Annotated in this window: 17 protein-coding genes; 3 read left to right on the top strand and 14 right to left on the bottom strand. The window is 33.2% G+C overall.

Going from position 1 to position 20,241, the window contains the following annotated elements; genetic code table 11:
* Window positions 1–219 precede the first annotated feature (219 nt).
* Window positions 220–714, top strand: coding sequence for a L,D-transpeptidase family protein (locus BKP45_RS13455; protein WP_071390213.1), 495 nt, complete (start codon window positions 220–222; stop codon window positions 712–714).
* 762 nt (window positions 715–1,476) lie between these two features.
* Here BKP45_RS13455 and BKP45_RS13450 read toward each other — a convergent pair.
* The 11 genes from BKP45_RS13450 to BKP45_RS13400 all read right to left on the bottom strand — a co-directional run bounded on the left by BKP45_RS13450 (window position 1,477) and on the right by BKP45_RS13400 (window position 13,021).
* Window positions 1,477–2,679: a glutaredoxin family protein gene (locus BKP45_RS13450; protein WP_139193832.1), complete on the bottom strand. Its 1,203-nt coding sequence runs from the start codon at window positions 2,677–2,679 to the stop codon at window positions 1,477–1,479.
* A 661-nt stretch (window positions 2,680–3,340) separates the two neighbouring features.
* Window positions 3,341–3,580 (bottom strand): hypothetical protein, encoded by a 240-nt coding sequence (locus tag BKP45_RS13445; RefSeq protein ID WP_071390211.1) that lies wholly within the window; start codon window positions 3,578–3,580, stop codon window positions 3,341–3,343.
* Window positions 3,581–3,910: 330 nt separating this feature from the next.
* Complete coding sequence (locus BKP45_RS13440; protein ID WP_071390210.1) at window positions 3,911–6,316, bottom strand: EAL domain-containing protein; 2,406 nt, start codon at window positions 6,314–6,316, stop codon at window positions 3,911–3,913.
* Between the two features lie 297 nt (window positions 6,317–6,613).
* Window positions 6,614–7,123 carry a GNAT family N-acetyltransferase gene (locus BKP45_RS13435; RefSeq protein WP_071390209.1) on the bottom strand — a complete coding sequence of 170 codons (510 nt, stop codon included), beginning with the start codon at window positions 7,121–7,123 and terminating at the stop codon, window positions 6,614–6,616.
* A 116-nt stretch (window positions 7,124–7,239) separates the two neighbouring features.
* Window positions 7,240–8,040 carry a carbon-nitrogen family hydrolase gene (locus BKP45_RS13430; protein ID WP_071390208.1) on the bottom strand — a complete coding sequence of 267 codons (801 nt, stop codon included), beginning with the start codon at window positions 8,038–8,040 and terminating at the stop codon, window positions 7,240–7,242.
* A 120-nt stretch (window positions 8,041–8,160) separates the two neighbouring features.
* Window positions 8,161–8,805, bottom strand: a complete 645-nt coding sequence (locus tag BKP45_RS13425) for a hypothetical protein (protein ID WP_071390207.1) — start codon at window positions 8,803–8,805, stop codon at window positions 8,161–8,163.
* Between the two features lie 173 nt (window positions 8,806–8,978).
* Window positions 8,979–9,875 carry a hypothetical protein gene (locus BKP45_RS13420; RefSeq protein ID WP_071390206.1) on the bottom strand — a complete coding sequence of 299 codons (897 nt, stop codon included), beginning with the start codon at window positions 9,873–9,875 and terminating at the stop codon, window positions 8,979–8,981.
* Window positions 9,872–10,954 (bottom strand): hypothetical protein, encoded by a 1,083-nt coding sequence (locus tag BKP45_RS13415; protein ID WP_071390232.1) that lies wholly within the window; start codon window positions 10,952–10,954, stop codon window positions 9,872–9,874. Before BKP45_RS13415 ends, BKP45_RS13420 begins: the two co-directional genes overlap by 4 nt.
* Before the next feature lie 17 nt (window positions 10,955–10,971).
* Window positions 10,972–11,400, bottom strand: a complete 429-nt coding sequence (locus BKP45_RS13410; protein WP_071390205.1) for an anti-sigma factor — start codon at window positions 11,398–11,400, stop codon at window positions 10,972–10,974.
* Entirely contained in the window at window positions 11,401–11,931 is a 531-nt protein-coding gene (locus BKP45_RS13405; RefSeq protein WP_071390204.1) for an RNA polymerase sigma factor, read from the bottom strand.
* 823 nt (window positions 11,932–12,754) lie between these two features.
* Window positions 12,755–13,021 carry a hypothetical protein gene (locus BKP45_RS13400; protein WP_071390203.1) on the bottom strand — a complete coding sequence of 89 codons (267 nt, stop codon included), beginning with the start codon at window positions 13,019–13,021 and terminating at the stop codon, window positions 12,755–12,757.
* Between the two features lie 526 nt (window positions 13,022–13,547).
* Here BKP45_RS13400 and BKP45_RS13395 point away from each other — a divergent pair.
* Window positions 13,548–14,024: a glutathione peroxidase gene (locus BKP45_RS13395; protein WP_071390202.1), complete on the top strand. Its 477-nt coding sequence runs from the start codon at window positions 13,548–13,550 to the stop codon at window positions 14,022–14,024.
* 642 nt (window positions 14,025–14,666) lie between these two features.
* Here the strand turns inward: BKP45_RS13395 and BKP45_RS13390 are convergent.
* Window positions 14,667–16,364, bottom strand: coding sequence for a methyl-accepting chemotaxis protein (locus tag BKP45_RS13390; RefSeq protein WP_071390201.1), 1,698 nt, complete (start codon window positions 16,362–16,364; stop codon window positions 14,667–14,669).
* 517 nt (window positions 16,365–16,881) lie between these two features.
* Between BKP45_RS13390 and sigH the strand changes: the two genes are divergently transcribed.
* Entirely contained in the window at window positions 16,882–17,520 is a 639-nt protein-coding gene (gene sigH / locus BKP45_RS13385; RefSeq protein WP_071390231.1) for an RNA polymerase sporulation sigma factor SigH, read from the top strand.
* A 209-nt stretch (window positions 17,521–17,729) separates the two neighbouring features.
* Here sigH and BKP45_RS13380 read toward each other — a convergent pair whose 3' ends face one another.
* Entirely contained in the window at window positions 17,730–19,844 is a 2,115-nt protein-coding gene (locus tag BKP45_RS13380) for a heavy metal translocating P-type ATPase (protein ID WP_071390200.1), read from the bottom strand.
* Window positions 19,826–20,203: an ArsR/SmtB family transcription factor gene (locus tag BKP45_RS13375; protein ID WP_245747490.1), complete on the bottom strand. Its 378-nt coding sequence runs from the start codon at window positions 20,201–20,203 to the stop codon at window positions 19,826–19,828. The genes BKP45_RS13380 and BKP45_RS13375 overlap by 19 nt, the downstream gene beginning before the upstream one ends.
* Window positions 20,204–20,241: the final 38 nt, after the last annotated feature.

The following is a 20,241-nucleotide window of genomic DNA, read 5'->3' as shown; positions in this document are numbered from 1 at the left end:
AAAATACGTTTAAATTATTGGAGCGATTTATAAAAATCGCTCCAATTTATTTGAGTGAATTTCATAATTACTGAAATGGACCTACATAAGGCTAAATGTTGTTAGAAACGCTCTTCATCTATAACTCATTCGTTGTTGACCTATAACCGTTATATAGATGATTACATAGTCTATAGTAATTGTTGTGAAATAACTTGACGTAAAGAGGTGGTGTTAAAAATGATTCATACCGTTAAACCTGGTGAAACACTAAATCAGATTTCAAAAGATTACCGTATTCAATTATCGGCAATTATGAGAGCTAACCCGTCAATAAACCCAAACCTTATTTACCCTGGGCAATCAATTATTATCCCAGGTCTTCCATCCCCTCATACTATCCCATACCGAATAGAAGTGTCGATTAATAATCGTTGGCTAAGATTACTAAAAGAGGATGTTCTTCAAAAACAGTATCCAATTGCTGTAGGAAGAATACTTCATCAGACACCAGTAGGAGATTTTATTATTATAAATAAAGCACCAAACCCAGGTGGACCATTCGGTACAATGTGGATGAGCTTATCAAAACAACATTATGGGATTCACGGAACTGATGATCCAAGTTCAATCGGTAAAGCTGTATCAAGAGGTTGTATACGTATGTACAATAAAGATGTAGAGGAATTAGCAAATATCGTTCCTATTGGAACACTCGTATCAATACGTCCGTAATTTTGGAAGTATTTGAATACTCACGCCTTTAAATTCTCTGAAATTTGAAGTGGGAGTTTCTGTGGTATTGACTTAAAACAACGAATATCATCATGACTGTATTTCATCACCAAATAGACAAGAAAAGCGCAAGCGCCTTGGTCACGAGCGATAGGCACTGGAAGGCCTTTGACAGAAGCCGCTCTTTGGCTTCTTACGTGCTTCTACGTCTTCAAGTACTGCTTCGTAGTAAGCTTCCTCGAAGCAGTGTTTTGTGCGACGAGTAATCGCAGGAGCAAAGCTGCATGAAGCTAATCAACGAAGAATTTCAAGCAGTAATTAAAGTCAGTTGCTTGACTGAAGTTACCGAGCTCGTAGGCTGCTTGCGCTAGACAGTTTCCAAGTTAGAAATTTATAAATTCTGGATTAGATAAGAAAATACCCATTTTAAGTACTTGGAAATGGAAACTAATAGTGGGGAACAAATCCCCCACTATTCTTTAGTAACTTTCAAAAAAATAATTATGCCCTCGGATATCCTTACCTATTATTATCGCTACTTTTCCCAGTTAATCCTAAATCCATTATTCCGTATCCCCCTTCAAACAAGTATTTTCCTTTATTATAACAAACTAGCAAGTAAAATTTCCCCAAAGTTAGGATTACTTCCATTAAGTCTGTAGTAAGTAGAATAGATTATTTTTGGAACAAAAAAGCTTACCCTATTTGGAAACAGAGTAAGCCTTTTTAAAACATAGGTCTTGTTTATTGAATTTACATAAATTAATTCTTTTTCGTACTCTGATACTTCCTTACGAACATAACAACACATGAAACTGCTATAACTGCCAATGACCCACCTAATACTATCCACATATTGTTCATATACTCGTAACCTAGTAATAAAACAATTGCTAAAAATCCCATTAACAATCCAGATACTAATTTCAGGTTTTCACCGATAAATTGTCCCATAAATGCTTTTCTCATTGTCCAAACCATGAAAACAACGATGGATACTTCCATTAAAATATACATTGATAAATATAACATTAAATACAGACCGTACTCCCCTAATCCAATACCATAGCTAGAAACCAAGCCATTCCATATGATCGGGAATCCAGCAGTACAAGGTAATTCAATGAAAGAAGCTAAGGCTGCAATTGAAATAGAAGCGATCACAATTCCAAATATCGATTCGACACGGAAAAGTCTTTCTCTAATTTTCTTTACAAAGTTTTTTTTCTGATTGTCCTTGATCGTAAAGGATAAAGGTGATGTTTTTCCTACTCCCTCACGTATATTTACTATAGCTACAATCATTGCTAAGAAAAACAATGCAAACCTAAACCAAAAATAATCAATGATACGAACGACTATAGAAAAAGTTCCTACCATGAATAAACCATAAATGATTGCAATTGTAAGAATATAAACTCCACCAACAATGGCCATCTTTTTTCTAGAATTAAATCGTATTACCATACTAATTAGAAACATCAGTGCCCATAGCGAACAAGGATTAAACCCGTCCACAGAGCCTATAAGGATTGTTGCAAAAATTAAAGGCACGCCTTCTAAAAAATCATTATTCAAAAAACGCCCACTTTTGCCTTCATTACCATAAGTCAAGCGCTCAGCCAATTCAGCCTCTACAATTTGATTAAATCCAAGTATATGCTTGTCTTCGAAAACAAATAAAGGAACTAACCTTTCTTGAGGTGGTATATCATACTCTTCATAAATTCTAAGTGCCTCTTCTCTTTCTCTACTAATTTCAATTCGAATAATCTCATATCGTAAGTTTCCTTCGTTCTCCAACCTATCTAAAAATTTGGCAGTCTCCTGGCAGACAGGACAAGTATCACTACCTAAGTAATACATCTTGTTCGTCTCTTCCTCAGCCAATGTTACTTGACTAAATGAGATAAAAAAACATACTAATAAAAAAACTTTCATTAAAATACGACTAATCTTAAACACTCCCCTATGCATTCGCTCTAAATCTAGATGGCAAAATATCAACCATCCGGATCATTATTTTATTTTGTGTCAAAAAAATCTATGATTTATAACTTAATAGAACATCATCCCAAGCAATGTAATTATTATCACATAAAAACTATGAATCTTGTCTATATATTTTTTAAAAAGATGTGAACTTATACTAAAAGTTATTGTTATTATCACTGACCTAAATGGAATTCCTTGTAAAATAACGAAAGCGATGCTCATATTATGAACATCGCAAAATTTTAATCGTTCCTTATTGTGAAAATTCAATTTTCATAGCTTCAGCCATTCGTTTAGGTAAATCAGTAATTTCAAATTTCTTAATTATTAATGATATTGGCTTAATAAACTAATTTTATACTACTGTCGTTAATCATAAGTTAATAATTCCTTTCCCCAATAATAACTTATCCACTTACCAGATAACTGATATGTATATCGTAAAAAAAACGCGCAATTCATTTCGTGATGTTCACGAGAAAAATTGCGCAATCGGGTAAATATAGTTTTTTTAATCATATTACATTTGATTTCTAAGCCATTAAATGAATGGTTTGCCATTTTGATACTGTTAATATACGACGACTATATTATTAATTTCCCTACGGAAAAATGAACATGTCTAGAACATTTACACGTATTTAATCCCAGCAGGCTTTACTTTACTAATATCATCTGAACTACAAGGTGTAACTGCGTAAGTCATATTGCAATTTGGACAATTCATCACAACTTTTTCTAAAGTAAATATTTCTCCACATTGACAAGAAATTTTATGTGAAACTTTAGGTACCGCGTTTTCTTTTCCTTTACCTTTCACATGATCTACGATAGCTTTTCCATCTTCTAATTTCGAACATCCACAGCTCATTTAATGCGCCTCCCAAATAGTTATTTCTTTAAGTTTTTAAGGCATAGTTAACGTTTGTTATGCCAGTGGTAGGAGTATAACTGGGAACCAGTGGATTGGAGTAACACTGATAGAAGTTATACTTAATTTTTAATAATACTCATTACAATAATCATAAAATAAAACCACGTTTTTTAATAGAGCTAGATTGTGTCAATATGTTGAAATTATAAATAATACTTCATAAACTCGGATATACAGTTACCTTATAAAATGAATCGATAAGTAATATGTTTTAACGAAATTTAAGCTACGACACCCGAACACTTTAGCGCTTTAAACGAGCGGGGGTCAGACCCCCACATCAAACTTCTTCGAATAAATTTCAATGATTTCTTCGGCTTTTAGTGGCTTACTAAAGTAATATCCTTGAATAATTTTACATTTAAGATCTTGTAGCAATCGAACTTGTTCAATTGTTTCAACACCTTCGACAACTACATCGAGATCAAAGGCTTCTGCAAGGAGTATTAATTGTTTAATTATTTTTTTACCAGATTGGTTTAAGTATTGATCGATAAAGCTTTTATCTAGCTTCATTTTATCAACTGGAAATTTCGATAAGTATTTTAGCGATGAGTAGCCTGTACCAAAATCATCTAAAGACACTTTTACTCCCATTCCTTTGAGCCGATTAATAAAATTAATGGCTTCACAATCATCATCTAATAGAATGCTCTCAGTAATTTCTATGTCTAAATACTGTGGAGGAATATTATATCTTTTCAACAGCACGTCGATATAGTTGGTGACACCTTTATCGCTTAACTGCTTAGCAGAAAAATTGATAGCAATTGGTTTTAGGTCCAATCCCATTCCTTTCCACTTCGATAACTGTAGGATCGCTTCTTCAATTACAAATCGTCCGATCTTTCCAATCAAACCTTTTTCTTCAGCAATTGTAATAAATTCATTTGGTGAAATAGAATTGTCTTTAAGTCTTATTAATGCTTCAAAGCCAATAATCTCGCCAGTTTGAACGTCAACTTGAGGTTGATACAGTAGCTTAAACCGTTTATTTTTAATCGAATAGCGCAAAATTTCTTGTATATTGTTTTTTTGGACAATAGAATTTTTTAATGACTCCGTAAAATAAGTGGATTGGTTTTTACCACTTATTTTTGCTTGGTACATAGCAATATCAGCTTTACTAATTAACCCATTTAAATGGATATCATCTTTTGGATATAGACTAATACCAATACTCGCTTCGATAACGACTTCTTCTTTTTGAACAATAAAGGGCTGTGAAATAATCTTTTCTAAGTCATAGATGTTGCGTTTTAACTCTAATTCATCGTGACAAGAAAATAACAATAAAAACTCGTCCCCACCAAATCTAGAAATAAATATTTGATCATTATCCAATTCCTTTAACCGTTCAGATACTACTACCAAAATTTGATCACCATAAAGATGTCCTTTAGTATCATTAAATTCTTTAAAATTATCAAGGTCAAGTAACACAATCGATACTAACTCATTATTTTTAACCAACTTATTAAACTTTTTTGATAAACTAAAACGATTCGGCAACTTGGTTAAATAGTCTTTGTAAGCCATTTCTTCTATCTCTTGATTTAAATGTTTATTTTGATTAAACGATTCTCGGAGTTTAGCTAACAACTCATTTATAGTATCATAAAGGCCAGCAAAACTTTTGTTTTCAGAAACCTCGAGAGGCTGAAAAGATAACTGTTTAGTTTCAATTAATTGAATATCCTTATTTAACATCATTACAGGTTTAATAACATTTTTCCTTTGAATAATATAGAAACCGACAGAAATAATAAATGCAAGTAAAATGAACATAACAGTTAGTAAAATAACATTTCTCTCTGTTTCATCCATCGATATCCCTACTGCAGCTATTCCAATGATCTCATCCCCATAAAAAAGAGGTACAGCGACTTCTAATACATGATTGCCTAACTGCGGATAGTACCATTCAAATGCACGAACTTCGCCACTTAGCACGTTTTGGTAATCAACAACTTCAGAATAGTCTACACCAATATCCTCTAGGTCCGAATCAGCAATTGCAATTAAGTTTTCGTCAATAAATAAGGCATATAAAATATTATCGTCATTGTTAGCAATTCTTTCAACAATGGTTTGAATTTTATATTTATCGGTTTTTAAATTTAGATATTCTGCTCTATATCCAACTTGAACAAAAGAACCCTCATCATCTCTTAAATAAGCAAACTTGAAATATTCATCATTTTCTGTGGCCTTCCGAATATCTTCAACAAAAACTTCTTTTGATTGTGTCATAAATTGATCAATAGGATCACCAGGTTTTACCTTCCATCCAATATAGTCGCTTGAAGAAGAAAATAAAACTTCACCTTGATTGCTGTACCAAAATATTTCATGAACTTCAAAAAAATCTCTTATATCACGTAACCGCTCATTATTTAAGTAATCTTTTTCTGCTAGTACAGCTTTTCCTGCTATCAGTAGATTTCTTTCTAACACTTCGTTTATATAGTTAAAATGGCCTATTTCACTTTCAATTTTTCTAGATAATAACAATGCTAAGTCTTCACCACTTTGTTCCATTTGGTGGATTAATGCTCGCTGAGTTGAAATATGTGCAAAAAATGCAATAGCAAAAACAGAAAATAGTGTGAAAAGTAAAGGGAGATACACCAATTTGAAGTTATTAGTAACATTTCTTTTATTTCTATTCATATATTTTATCTCCCCAAATCATTTATAGTTCGCTAAATCTAGATATCCAACCAACATTGTCATTCACTCTTTACTCTCGTGATCAAACAAAATTTACCAACACTAAAATAGTACTTTTATGGTATATCAAAATGTGACACAATTCAACAAACGCAACTAGAATTTCGCAAATAATACTTAAATAATTTGATCAAACACCAAAAAACAGTGAGGCTATATATCACTCACTGTTTACAGGCAATCTTTATTACCGTATTCTTCTATTGATACCAATCTAGTCAATAAGCTTCCGTTTAGTTACATATTCCTCCAGTCCTGTAAAAGTAATCCCATAAAAATCGTATCGACATACTTTCCATCAATAAAACTATGTTGACGCAATGAACCTTCTAAAATAAATCCAAGCTTTTTATATAGTGCTATAGCTCGTTCATTTATCCCTCTCGTCGTTAAATAAATTTTGTTTAAGCGGAGCTGATTAAAACCCATTTCAATCATTTGTTTCATTGCTGATTTACCATAACCGTGACCACGATAATCAGGCGACATTAGTATACCAATTTCTGCTCTTCCATGTTCTTGTACAATGTTAGATAGGTGAATCCACCCCACTAACTCCTCATCATTATTTTCAATTCCCATTATTATCGTACCAGCATTTCTCATGTTAAAAACAAGCTGTTCCGTTTCTTCGAATGTCATAGGCGTCCTTCCGACCATGAAAATTGACTCAGCATTATTATACCATTTATGTAAATGTTTAATATCTTCTTGTTCAAATGCCCTTAATTTCACTTTTTCTGTCATTATCTAAGCCTCCCAAAATTAGTGTTTGCCCATTTCCTTATAGGCTTTCTTTGAAACGGAATTTCTTGTCAAAAAAACATTTTAAATTTACATTTTTACAGATACTTCTTTACTTCCTACTCCAATGTGTTCAGTTTGTATAAATGAGGAACTCGGCTTTTGAAGACTGGCACTTTTTCTCTAATCTCACTAACTTGCTTGATATCGATTTCTTTAGTTATCGATTCTTCATTTTTATCACTGGCACAATAAAGTACTTCCCCTAATGGATCGATAACCATTGAATTTCCACAATAGGAGATACCATTGTATTGACCAACACAATTTGCCGAGACAACAAAAAGTTGATTTTCGATTGCTCTAGCAATTTGGAGAGCAAACCAATGAGATTTTCTAGTTTCTGGCCATTCCGCTACGATAAATAAAATTTCAGCACCGTCTACAGCTAGTTTCCTAGAAAGTTCAGGAAATCTCAAATCATAACAAATGATCAAACCTGCTTTGAGTCCTTCTAAATCAAATGTATGATAGGTCGTTCCTCCTGTCAGATACAAGTGCTCATCTAGCATCGGAACTAAATGAACTTTATCATATCGATACACTACTTCACCATGACGGTTAATGACAACAGCGCTATTATAAATATTTCCTCCCTTCCTATTGGCAAATGACCCACCAACTATATTTACCTCGTACGTCTTTGCTAGATGTTGTAAAAAACTCGTCGTAGGTTCCCCATCGCGATCAGCTATATTATTTAAATGTTTTAATGTATAATTGGTTGTCCACATTTCAGGTAGCACAACAACATCTGGTTTTTCTTTTTTACATGTAACTTCTAACCAATCCTTAACTTTTCCCCTATTCAATTCAGGTTTTCCAGCAATAACGTCCATTTGATAGATAGATATTTTCATATCTCACTCCTAAATCTCTATATTTTCTTTGAATAATATGAAAGTAATAGTCGTTTTTGGGTGTCTATTACACGAAATAAAATCGTCATAATTCTTTACTACGTTTTAACATTATACTTATTATCTTTTGAAAAATGTTTGATATTCATAACTAATAATTTGGTGGTGATCACCAATAGTATAGATAATGCCAATTTCATCAAATACACTAGTTAAATTAAATGAAGCTTTTGTATTAAGAAGATATATTTCTTCTAATGCAGCATTGATTTGGGTTGCATCAAAAAAATTGGCTTTATTACTCATTTTCAATAAAAATATTAATGATAATATATTTTCGTACTTTTCGTTAAGAAGTGTAGAATAATTCATTAATTCCTTTGGAGATCTTATTTTATTACTCTCTTGAATTGAAATTGATATTTTTTGCTCATAAAGCATTAATAGTTCAATACTTGTATAGCTTTTAGATTCTATTAAAAAAGATAAATCTTGCATGATATTATAGTCAATTTCAGAAGTTTTTGAAACATATGTAACTACTTGACCGTGTTTATTTATAGTAATAAAATCTAGCGATGATTTAACCATACCATAGAGTGGATATAGTAAAAGTAAAAATAACAAAATTGAACTTATCCCAAGTACTTTTGCTTTCCGCTTTTTCCGAGTTGTGCTATAAAGATCATCTTCAAATTTATAACCCTCATCTTTTAACGCAGCCATTTGTTTTCTAAAATTTTTTTGAGTACGATTTAGCTTCATAATTCCCCCAACAATAACCATTTTATGAGTCATTATACCATTCAGTCTTTTCATTTTATAAATAATTCTGAAATTCAATAAAGCGTAACAAAAAATGACTACCTCATTGAGGCAGCCACATTGCTAAGAATAACCTTTTAGATTAATCAGAAATACATAAACTTAAGAACATCTTAAAACGTAAAGACATTCAACTGATAAGCATTTAAGATTTTAATCTTATTTTTCCCTTCGCCAATTGTAAATGAACCTTCTTGAAGTTCACTTTCTGATGATTTCCATTCAACATGATCATGATAAATATGAGAAATTTGGGAAGCCTCTACCGCGACGTCTCCGTTTTCCTGAACATGAACAATCACGTTATTCGCACGCTCAATTATCCAATCAGCTTCTTGTATACGTGGACGTAAAACAACATTGTTGCCAGTACTTCTAAGTTCAAGATCAAGATTAGAAGGTATAACCAATGTCCCATTAACCGTTGCATAGTTACTATGTAATCCATTTTTATGAGGTAAACGTTTCATCGTAACATACAATGTATCATCGATTTGATTGAGTGATACATATTTTTCCGCCTTATCCGAAACATTCACTTTTTGAGGAGAAACATTTTGCCGATAGGTTCCAAAAACAGAAATTCCATTTGTTTCTGCACCTTCAATCGTAAGTTCCTCCCAGCTTGAATCAACAACAATTCGTCTCACTTCAGTTGGGACAACCTCACTTAATTCAGGCAAACTTCGCGTCTCAACTTGGCTAGTGATGGCCGCAGTTACTTCGTCAACAAGTCCCACGGAACTAAAAATAAAAAAGGCAATTCCAACCGTTCCTAACATACCAATAATAAGAATACTAAAAAAATCATATTTAATAATCGCCGATTCTTTCTTATTCAGGAAAAGAAAAAGTAAGATCTCAATTCCTAAAATAATTAAGATCACTGGCCACCAGGAAATCATTACCTGATGAACGTCCATTCCAATTACTTTTGAGAAAAGGAGAAACACTCCTAAAAAAACGAGAGCAAATCCCATTGAAAATGTTCCTACTCGCCACGTTCTCATGAAACATCACTTCCTTTTCTCCTTTTAGTACCAATCATTAATTTAAAACCACCACCAATGAGTAAAATACAAACAATGACAATTTGAAAATAATCGTAATACCAACGACGAATATCAACGTTCAAAATGTCGATAAGCTTTGGTGCGATTGATGGAATGAATACACGATCAAACATATAAAACAAACCTAAAACCATTAAGCCAATTCCAATCCAACGCTGATAATTAACAAAATAGGTAATAATTGGTGTATCTTCAATTGGACCTTCTACATGTTTGCTTCCTTTTTGAAGCCCATCAAAAAAGCTGTAAAACCATATGATTGGGATTAAAAACAAGAAAATTCCTAATCTGAGTGTATCTAATATATACAGTGAAAACAAAAATGCTGCCATTAACTGTATACCACGTTGTTGGTAGCCTAAATAAAGATGTCCTGCACCAGGGAAAATCGATAATAGTGTAGCGATAGATTTACTTTTACGACCATCTTCACGGCGATTTTCAATATCTTCTAACAACGAACGATCTTCAAGCGTTTCTCCACGTTGCTTTTTATTTAAATGTTGGATAGCATCAAAAAAGCTATATACCCAAACAACAGGTAGAAAAGCCATAAAAATAAGAAATGCTCCTTGGCGTAAAATAATAGAAGTAAAAAAGATCATAATCGCTGCGCCTAAAAATGCAGTTAAAAATGTAAATCCTCGATTCATTAACCCTAATTGAAAGTGGCCAACTCCCGGGATAAACGAAAGAACGATTGTGAAGAAACGTTCTGATTCAGAACTACTTTCTTGGACTGTCCCTTCCTGTTGATTCATTGTTCGAGGTCTTCGCATACCGACAATAATGGTATCTACAAAACTAAACAAATAGATAGCAACCCCAATTAACGCCAATAATAGAAAAACTTCGCTATGACTAATGATCGTTAATCCAATTCCTAAAGCAATAAAGCCAAACGTCGCAAAAAAATAAAACATTCCACGTAAAGAATTTCCGTAATAAAATTGCCCACCACCAGGAATGACTGATAGCAAAAATGCTATAAAAGGGTGTCCTGCTTGATTTTTCATATTTAACATTTTCCTCCTTAGTCCTCATTATTTATTCGAATATACGTCGTTTCTAGTATTTTGTTTGTGATCGATGGAGTCTCTTCAGATAATCTGGTCCTTTGAACCTCATCGATATAACCTGTAAGTGATTGGAATACTCCTGAAGTCATCAAAATGATCGTAAGTGTTGCCGCTAGCATGTAATGAAAAAATGTTTGCTCGTAAAACGGTCTTTTGGCTACTTTACCAATTTTATCTTCATTTATTTTTTGCATGATTTGATCAGTGAATAAACTTTCTTCTTTGATGTCAGGTAAAGACGATTCAATTGCTTCTAAAACTGACATGTACGTACACATACAATGATCACATGTATAAAGATGAGTTTCGTATTCATAACGCTGTCTTTCCTCTAATTCACCTTTTGCATATCGCTCTAAGTCATTTCTTGAATAATGATCCATTTAAAAATCATCCTCCTTCCAACGGGCTTTCATCCACTTTCGAGCTCTATGAAGTTTCACTTCGATTGATTTTTCTTTAACACCTTGCTCACTCGCTAATTGTTGAAAACTTTTTTCTTGTATGTAAAAGCCCTGAACAACATCCCGGTAATTTTTGGGTAATTCATTAATATGTTTTTGAACTTGGAGTTTCTTCTCTTTTTTTAATAGATCTTCTTCTACATTTCCATTATTAGAGATTACAAGTTGTAAGCTTATTTCTTCTTTTACTTCTTCTTTCATTCGATCTCGCTTTCGCTTAGTATCGATTGAATGATTCAACGCAATTCTCGTCATCCACGTTTTTAACCCTTTCCCCTCATATGTTGGAAGAGAAGAATAAATTTTTATAAAAGCTTCCTGTGCGGCATCTTCTGCATCCTTTTCATTCCGAAGTACTGAATAAACAATTTTATAAATATGATTGCGATATTTTTGAACAAGTAAACGAAAGGCATGATCATTGCCTGCTAGGATTTGCTTTATCAACACTTCATCACTACTAATCTCTCTCTCCTCCTTTCCACCTTCACAATAATAGACGACGCATAATAAAAAAACACTACACTTTATTAGAAAATATTTTTCTTGTCATTAAAATGGCGCCCTCCTAGGTTTATAGGAGAAGCGCCTGAAAGTCAAAGTAATTCTAAGTATTTCTAGCTAACGTCTAAAAACCAAAGGAAATACACTTGTGTCACCTAACTATGTTTACTCACATGGTTTGTTTGTTCAAATTGTCCCTTATAATTACTGGCTCAAAACTAAAATAGATTCTTAATTGTAAAAAATGCAATAATAGCTACGATAAGTAAAATCATACATCCTGGTTTCCCAAAAAAACCTCTATCGAATAAATCAGTGTTTTCTCTATTTCGGCTCATAACCTATCCTCCTTAATTTTATACTGTTCTATTTATTAAAGAAGACTAATAATGAAATAATCATCATGCTCTATACCATTAAGTGATGCCTCTGACGGGATTCGAACCCGCACTCCTCACGTAAGCATAGGCTAGGGGGAACACGCTTCCCTACGGAATTTCACCGACAGGAATTTCACCTGTCTCAGCTCATTTGCTTTTCGGTGCTTCTGAAACCCTTGCCTTGCGACCCGTTTCTACAATGTTTTACGGCGCTCTTCCCTTCTAGAGCTACAGAGGCGGATTGTTAATCTTTTATCAAATATATCAGTATTCATAGTTATAGAGTAAAAAATATATTAGTTTATCAATTATTAATGCATAGAATTATTTAGTGGAAAGTAAACAGATACTCAATTATCCTCCTCATTTCATCATACGAGACAACCAGGTTACTTTATACCGTAACTTTTTACAATATCTCCACTCACTATACTAAAAAGTTCGATCGTTCCCCCTTCATCATAAAGATTTCCATTAATTGGACCTCTGATTGATGCTTTTGAATGTCTCATCAAAGTAACATTTCCTTCAACCGATGCTGATAAATCTAAATGTGCTCCCGGCAGAACGACTATATCACCAGTTACTTCGCCTGTAACCATCGAATCTACTTCAATCAAAATATCACCTTTTTGTTTACCAAAAAAAATTTTCAATTAACTCACCCCTTAATTACTTCACAATTACTCTTTAGATTCAACCAGAAGTCAAAAAAGTCACATCTGTTTGTCTTTTTATCCCACTCTTAAGGGGCAGTAAGACCCCAACTGACTGAAGTTCAGCTTTATAAAATATGGAAAAGATATCAATTATTAATACGGAACTAACTGCTAAAAGTTTCATTAATTTTTTAGGTGTGTGCTATTATTACAAATTTGAATAATCCGATAAACAAACATCTATTTACAAGATTAGTTCCTCACAACAGGTCTCGTAATTTGATATAGTATTATAATTAGGAAGAATAATGTATTTGGCATTTAATTTTTGCATGAAATGGCAATTAAGGAAATACGATTAACTGTATTTTTATCCGCACCTCTCCGTGTAAAGCTGTGCTTATGCATTGTTTCGTGCATACCCTTAATTGCCAATAGCTACATTATTTAAATGCCATAAACAAGAATAAGGAGTTATGAAGTCCATTAAAATATAGAAATCAATTTTGAGAGGATAATAGACATGAGTATATATAAATTTTCGGCACTGATGATAAATGGAGAAAATAAGTCATTAGCAGACTATGAAGGCAAAGTACTCTTAATTGTTAATACTGCAACTAAATGCGGATTTGCTCCTCAATTTAATGAATTACAAAAATTATATGATACATATAAAGACAACAACTTTGAGGTTTTAGGCTTTCCAAGTAATCAATTTATGAACCAGGAACCTGGTACTAATGAGGAAATGGCAGAACGATGTAAATTGAACTTTGGAGTTACCTTTACTCTTTTTAAAAAAGTAGATGTTAAAGGAGATAATGCTCACCCACTGTTTAACTATTTAACGAAGGAAACTAAGGGAATATTGACTCCTAAAATCAAATGGAATTTCACAAAGTTTCTAATTAACAAAAATGGAAATGTAGTAAAACGTTATGGACCTACCAAATCTCCGTTAAAAATAAAGGAAGATATTAAGAACTTGTTGAAATGATAATAGAAAATTCAGATGTTATCTTAATCTCAAATCAAATAGATGACTTCATTTTAATCACTTGTAAATGTTTATCCTACTATTAAGGTGAAATTTACCCCCAACTCAATTACTAAAGCACGGATAATTATAACCTTCAATTAGTGTGAACAAGTGAACCGTTTATTAGTGAGTTTAGATTTGATAATATTTGCTTATAAAGAACATAATAAGGCGCTGTTACAATTATTATCAAGAAAAGCGCAAGCGCCTTGGTCACGAGCAGCTGCTCCTGTGCCACTCCGTTTGCTCAAGTAATCCAAGTAGTAGCTTCACTGGGTCGGCCTTTGACAGAAGCCGCTCTTTGGCTTCTTACGTGCTTCTGCGTCTTCAAGTACTGCTTCGTAGTAAGCTTCCTCGAAGCAGTGTTTTGTGCGACGAGTAATCGCAGGAGCAAAGCTGCATGAAGCTAATCAACGAAGGATTTCAAGAGGTAATTGAAGTCAGTTGCTTGCCTGAAGTGACCGAGCTCGTAGGCTGCTTGCGCTAGACAGTTTCCAAATTAGAAATTTATAAATTCTGATTATGTAAAAAAAGACGAGTTTTTAAGCTCGTCTTTTGACTCTTAGGCTAACTTCAAATCTAAAATCTAAAATGAAAATACTATAATTTAAAATGATTAATTTGCGTCTGTAAATTCTCAGACATCTTAGCTAACTGCTCAGCGTTCGCTGAAATTTCTTCGACAGTTGCAGTCTGTTCTTCAGTTGAAGCTGATACTTCTTCAGTCGATGCTGATGTTTGTTCAATAATACTTGAAATTTCTTTGACAGCACCTAAAGTTTGTTCAGCATTGTCTTTTAATTCATTGAAAACTTGATTTGTACTAAGTGCACTTTGCTCTGTCATTTCAGTTTGTTGAACAATTTCTTTTAAAGAATTTTGACCTTTTTCAATAATTTGTACCTGTTCATGAACATCTTTTAAGTTTTTCTCCATGAACTCCACAGTTACATTGGTGTCTGCTTGAATTGATTGGATTAAAGCAGTAATTTGTCCTGCCGACTTACTTGATTCTTCAGCAAGTTTCCTTACTTCATCAGCGACTACTGCAAAACCCTTACCGTGTTCCCCAGCACGTGCCGCTTCAATAGCAGCATTTAAAGCTAACAAGTTTGTTTGATCAGCGATTGAAGTAATAGTTGTGATAATACTCCCAATTTCCTCTGAGCGTTTTCCTAAGTTATTAACATTTTCGGTAGAAGCTTCTACAGATTTTGTAATTTTCTCTAGATGTTTAATTGCATTAGTAATAGCGTTGTTCCCATCATAGGCAGATTGAGTTGACTTTTTTGAAAACATAAGCGTATCACTAGCTTGTTGAAGCCCTTCTTCAACTTTATTTACAGAAGCTTCCATCATCTTTATAATTTCCTTGGTATGATCTGTTTGTTCACTAGCACCAGCAGCGATTTCTTGAACAGCCGAAGCAATTTGTGTTGCAGATTCTTCTGTTTGTTTTGCACTAGCCGAAAGGCTCGTTGAAGCATCTGTTACACTATCGCTGCTTTCAATTAAATTTTGAACAATTTTATATAGATTTTCTTTCATTTTTGTAAAGGATTTACCGAGTTGTGAAATCTCATCATTCTTCTTTGGATTAAAAGATTTTCCATTAAGTTCGAGATTCGCAATTTTATTTGCAAATTCAGTCAACATTTTTAACGGTTTAATGATCATTTGGTTTAAATAAAAATAACTAATGACAAAGATCGAAAACATAATAACTCCAGCAATACCAATGTTTAGAAAAGAACCTTTTAAGGCAATTTCGTTATAAGGCTGTTCAGGTACACCTGTGTACCAAATACCAATTACATCACCATTTTTATTAAGAATTGGATCATAAGCTGTTTGATTCCATACACCTACTACATCAGCCCTGCCAATAAAACGAGCTCCTTTATCAAGAACCGATTCTTTTATTTCATCTGAAACTTTTGATCCGATTGCTCTTACACCCTCATTTGTAACCACGTTAGTCGTTACCCTTGTATCATATAAAAATATAGTAACTGAATTTCCACCAGTTAATTCACTTATTTTATCAACAATTTCATAGTTTTCATTAATTTCCACATTACCTTTATACAATACTCCGTCCGTTACATTCCAATCACCTGGAAATCTAAAATCTAAGTATTGATATCCTAATTGTAAGTCTGAAATTAATTTGTGTTGGGCACTCTCAATTAAACTATTTTTTGTAGTAATATAGTTAACTGTCGATAAAATAACCGTTAACGCAAAAATTGAAAGTGAGACAAATGCAATTAATTTTTTCCCGATTGTCCAGTTCAAAAAATACACCTCATTATTGTCATAAGTAATAAATAAAATAAAAATCGATCTTCAATGTTATTTATATTACTAGAAAATTCAGAGTGATTGTGGATAAAATGTTACAATTATGTGTATTTTGTATGAAAATGTCATATTTCCCAGTCTGATAGCACACCAATTTTTGGAATTATAAAGAACAAATTTGTGAGAAGGTTGGGTGGACAAACTAAAATGCGAAAAGTAAGCTAATTCTTTCCACTCGTAAAATAATCAAGGTAACGTAACAAATTCCATCCGTTGGAACAACGGGAGTAACGCTTAGGGAGATGAAAGGTTGTTTATTGGAACTACGAAGCCTCCACTTCAAATTTCGTTAGAAGTTAAGTGGTTAGTAGTTCAATATATTCAAAAAGTGCATGGCACCTGTCAAGAGTAGTACCTTATAACCTTGACGCTATAAAAATTCGTATAGTATAATTTACTCAAACTAACTTGGTTTCGAGTCGGGGGAGATTTTTTGAACAGAAATGGTAAAATGCTCCATAATTACAAATATAAAGATGTGCCAGATGAAGAAATAGTAGATTTAGTTCATCGTGGAGATAATGATGCACACGATTTTTTAATACATAAATACCGACAATTTGTTCACGCCAAAGCTAGATCATATTTTTTAATCGGAGCTGACCGTGAAGATATCATTCAAGAAGGTATGATTGGTCTTTTTAAAGCAATAAGGGATTTTAAGAAAGATAAATTAAAATCTTTTAAATCCTTTGCGGAGCTTTGTATTACAAGACAAATAATATCGGCCATTAAATCTGCAACCCGGCAAAAACATATCCCACTAAATTCGTCTATCTCGTTAGACAAGCCTATTTTTGACGAAGAACCAAACCGGACATTAATGGATTTGGTCACTTGCTCAAAAACACTAGATCCTGAAGAGCTATTTATTAATCAGGAAGACTATAATAATATTGAGGTTAAAATATCTGAACTTTTGACAGATTTAGAACGCGATGTTCTTGATTTATACTTGGATGGGCTTTCATATAAAGAAATATCTCAAAATAATAATTGCTCAGTGAAAGCTATTGATAATGCACTAACCCGCGTTAAGAGAAAACTAGAAAAATATTTGGTTTCAAAAAAATTAATGACGAAACGTTAATATTTTATAAAGCTGAACTTCGATCAATTAGAGTTTAACTTATACGACCTCTAGAGGCAGTTAATCCCCATCCTAATCTTGATTTGTTTAGTTCGATATCCTTTAAGATTGGAATAAAAATAAAAACCACACCAGAAAAATTCTTTGGTGTGGTTTTTATTAGAAGAGTTATATAATACTAGATTAAAAATAAACGAGCAATGATGAAACTAAAACTTTATTTTTAATAATCGTAAGCTATTCAATGTAACCAGTAATGTTGCCCCCATATCGGCAAATATCGCTAACCATAATGTTAACCAACCAGGTACAATCAACAATAATGCTAAAACTTTTATTCCTAAAGAAAAGGTAATGTTTTGTTTAATAATAGATAATGCTCTACGACTTAATTTAATAGTATATGGCAACTTACTTAAATCATCTGACATTAACACAATATCCGCTGTTTCTAATGCTGTATCGGTTCCGACTCCACCCATTGCCACACCAAGATTGGAAGCTGCAAGAGCTGGTGCGTCGTTTACACCATCACCAACCATGGCAACACCGTCATAATTGGCTCTAAGTTTTTTAACAAAATTCAATTTCTCTTCTGGAAGTAATTCGGCTTTCATGTCAGAAACCCCAACTTGTTTTGCAATTGCTTTTGTAGTCCGCTTATTATCACCTGTTAACATCACAGTTTTTTCAATCCCCAAATGATGAAGTTTTCGGATAACTTCTTTCGACGACTCTCGTATTTCATCAGCTACAGCAATGAGTGAAAGAATTTCTTTTTCTGTTCCTAAAACTATTACAGTTTTACTTTGTCCCTGCATTTCATTAATCTTTTGTTTTTTACTAACTTCTATCTTTCCGTGCAATTCTTCAAAAAGCTTCGGGCTTCCAACATAATATATTTCGTTATTTATTCTTGCTTTTACGCCTTTACCTGTAATTGATTGAAAATCTTCAACTGCTAAATCATTATAACCTATTCTGTCTTCATCAGCCTTTCTTAAAATTGCAGAAGAAAGTGGGTGCTGAGATCCTTTTTCGATTGCAGCTGTGATAGTCAATAAATCTTTTTCACCCTTAACAAACGTAACAATATCCGTTACAGAAGGAACTCCTTTTGTTAATGTTCCTGTTTTATCAAAAGCAATAACTTTTAGTGCGCCTGCTTGTTCTAAATAAATACCACCTTTAATCAATACTCCATTTTTCGCTGCATTTCCAATGGCTGTTACAATGGAAACAGGGGTAGAAATAACTAACGCACAAGGACAACCAACCACTAATACAGTTAAACCACGATAAATCCATTCACTCCAATTACCTCCTAAAAATACAGGGGGGATGACAACTAGCAAAAAAGCAAAAACGATAATCACAGGTGTGTAATACTTAGCAAAGCGATCTACAAATTGCTGTGAAGGAGCCCGTTCTGCTTGTGCTTCTTCTACTAAATGAATGATTTTTGATAATGTTGTATCATTAACTTTCTTTGTTACTTTTACTTCAAGTAAGCCTTCCTCATTTAATGTTCCTGCAAACACTTCATCATCTATTAACTTTGTTACTGGGACACTTTCTCCAGTAATGGCAGCTTGATTAATCGTAGAAGTCCCTCTTGTCACAACGCCATCCATCGCTATTTTTTGCCCTGGTTTTACAATCATAATGTCGCCAATTTCTATATCATCAACATGCACCTTTATTTCATGATTTTCACGACGAATTAATGCTTCTTTTGGTGCAATATCCATCAATGATTCAATCGATTGACGAGCTTTATCCATTGAATATCGTTCTAATGCTTCACTTATTGCAAAAAGGATAACAACAACTGCTCCTTCTCCCCATTCCCCGATCGTTGCAGCACCTAAGATTGCCACTGTCATTAGGGTAGACATATCAAAATTTAATCGAACTAAATTTTTTAATCCTTTGATAAAGAGGGAATACCCACCAATTACAATTGCTAATGCATAACCGATAATCGGAAAAATATGGTCGTCACCTACTTGCAATCGAAGAAGAAAACTAAACATTAACAAAACAATTGCTATATACACTTTATAGTTTTGTTTTTGTCTCCAAAATGGAATACGTTCGATCCTTTGTACTTTGTCATCACGAATTTTCAAATTATCAAAAGCCCCAGCTTTTTCTAATTCTTCTATAGTTGTTGCACCTTGAACTACAAGCTTTGAAGCCCCAAAGTTAACTTTAGCATCTATAACCCCATCCAGGTATTTGACGTTCGTTTCGAACTTTTTAGCACAACTGGCACAAGTGAAGCCTTGGACTCGATAGGTTGTTACTTTTTGCTCAAACATGGTTTTTCCATCTCCTTTTTGTGCACTAATGCTATAACTATTAATTGCCTAATGTGATCATCATCTAACGAATAAAAAGCGAGCTTTCCTTCTTTTCGGTATTTTACAACCCCTTGCTTATACAAAGTACGTAAATGATGGGAAGTTGTTGCAACAGAAGAACCAATAATATTAGCAATATCACATACACACAATTCTTCATCCTGACAAAGTGAAAAAGCTATCTTTGCTCTATTTTCGTCAGCTAGTGCTTTAAATAATTGTGAAACTCCCTTTAGATTTTCCTTTTTTAATTCATTTTGAATTCGATTAACTTTTTCTTTGTCATAACAGTATATATCACAAGTATCCTTCTTCACTTCATTCACTCCTATATTCATTCAAATCAACATTTGAT

The organism is Anaerobacillus alkalidiazotrophicus, from assembly GCF_001866055.1.
This window is presented reverse-complemented; position numbering and strand designations above follow the sequence as displayed.

What these genes read in the sequence shown, in the direction of transcription:
- BKP45_RS13455 (WP_071390213.1), top strand. Translation starts at nt 220, where the DNA reads ATGATTCATACCGTTAAACCTGGTGAAACACTAAATCAGATTTCAAAA.
- BKP45_RS13445 (WP_071390211.1), bottom strand. Translation starts at nt 3,580, where the DNA reads ATGAGCTGTGGATGTTCGAAATTAGAAGATGGAAAAGCTATCGTAGAT.
- BKP45_RS13440 (WP_071390210.1), bottom strand. Translation starts at nt 6,316, where the DNA reads ATGAATAGAAATAAAAGAAATGTTACTAATAACTTCAAATTGGTGTAT.
- BKP45_RS13435 (WP_071390209.1), bottom strand. Translation starts at nt 7,123, where the DNA reads ATGACAGAAAAAGTGAAATTAAGGGCATTTGAACAAGAAGATATTAAA.
- BKP45_RS13430 (WP_071390208.1), bottom strand. Translation starts at nt 8,040, where the DNA reads ATGAAAATATCTATCTATCAAATGGACGTTATTGCTGGAAAACCTGAA.
- BKP45_RS13425 (WP_071390207.1), bottom strand. Translation starts at nt 8,805, where the DNA reads ATGAAGCTAAATCGTACTCAAAAAAATTTTAGAAAACAAATGGCTGCG.
- BKP45_RS13420 (WP_071390206.1), bottom strand. Translation starts at nt 9,875, where the DNA reads ATGAGAACGTGGCGAGTAGGAACATTTTCAATGGGATTTGCTCTCGTT.
- BKP45_RS13415 (WP_071390232.1), bottom strand. Translation starts at nt 10,954, where the DNA reads ATGAAAAATCAAGCAGGACACCCTTTTATAGCATTTTTGCTATCAGTC.
- BKP45_RS13410 (WP_071390205.1), bottom strand. Translation starts at nt 11,400, where the DNA reads ATGGATCATTATTCAAGAAATGACTTAGAGCGATATGCAAAAGGTGAA.
- BKP45_RS13395 (WP_071390202.1), top strand. Translation starts at nt 13,548, where the DNA reads ATGAGTATATATAAATTTTCGGCACTGATGATAAATGGAGAAAATAAG.
- sigH (WP_071390231.1), top strand. Translation starts at nt 16,882, where the DNA reads ATGCTCCATAATTACAAATATAAAGATGTGCCAGATGAAGAAATAGTA.
- BKP45_RS13380 (WP_071390200.1), bottom strand. Translation starts at nt 19,844, where the DNA reads ATGTTTGAGCAAAAAGTAACAACCTATCGAGTCCAAGGCTTCACTTGT.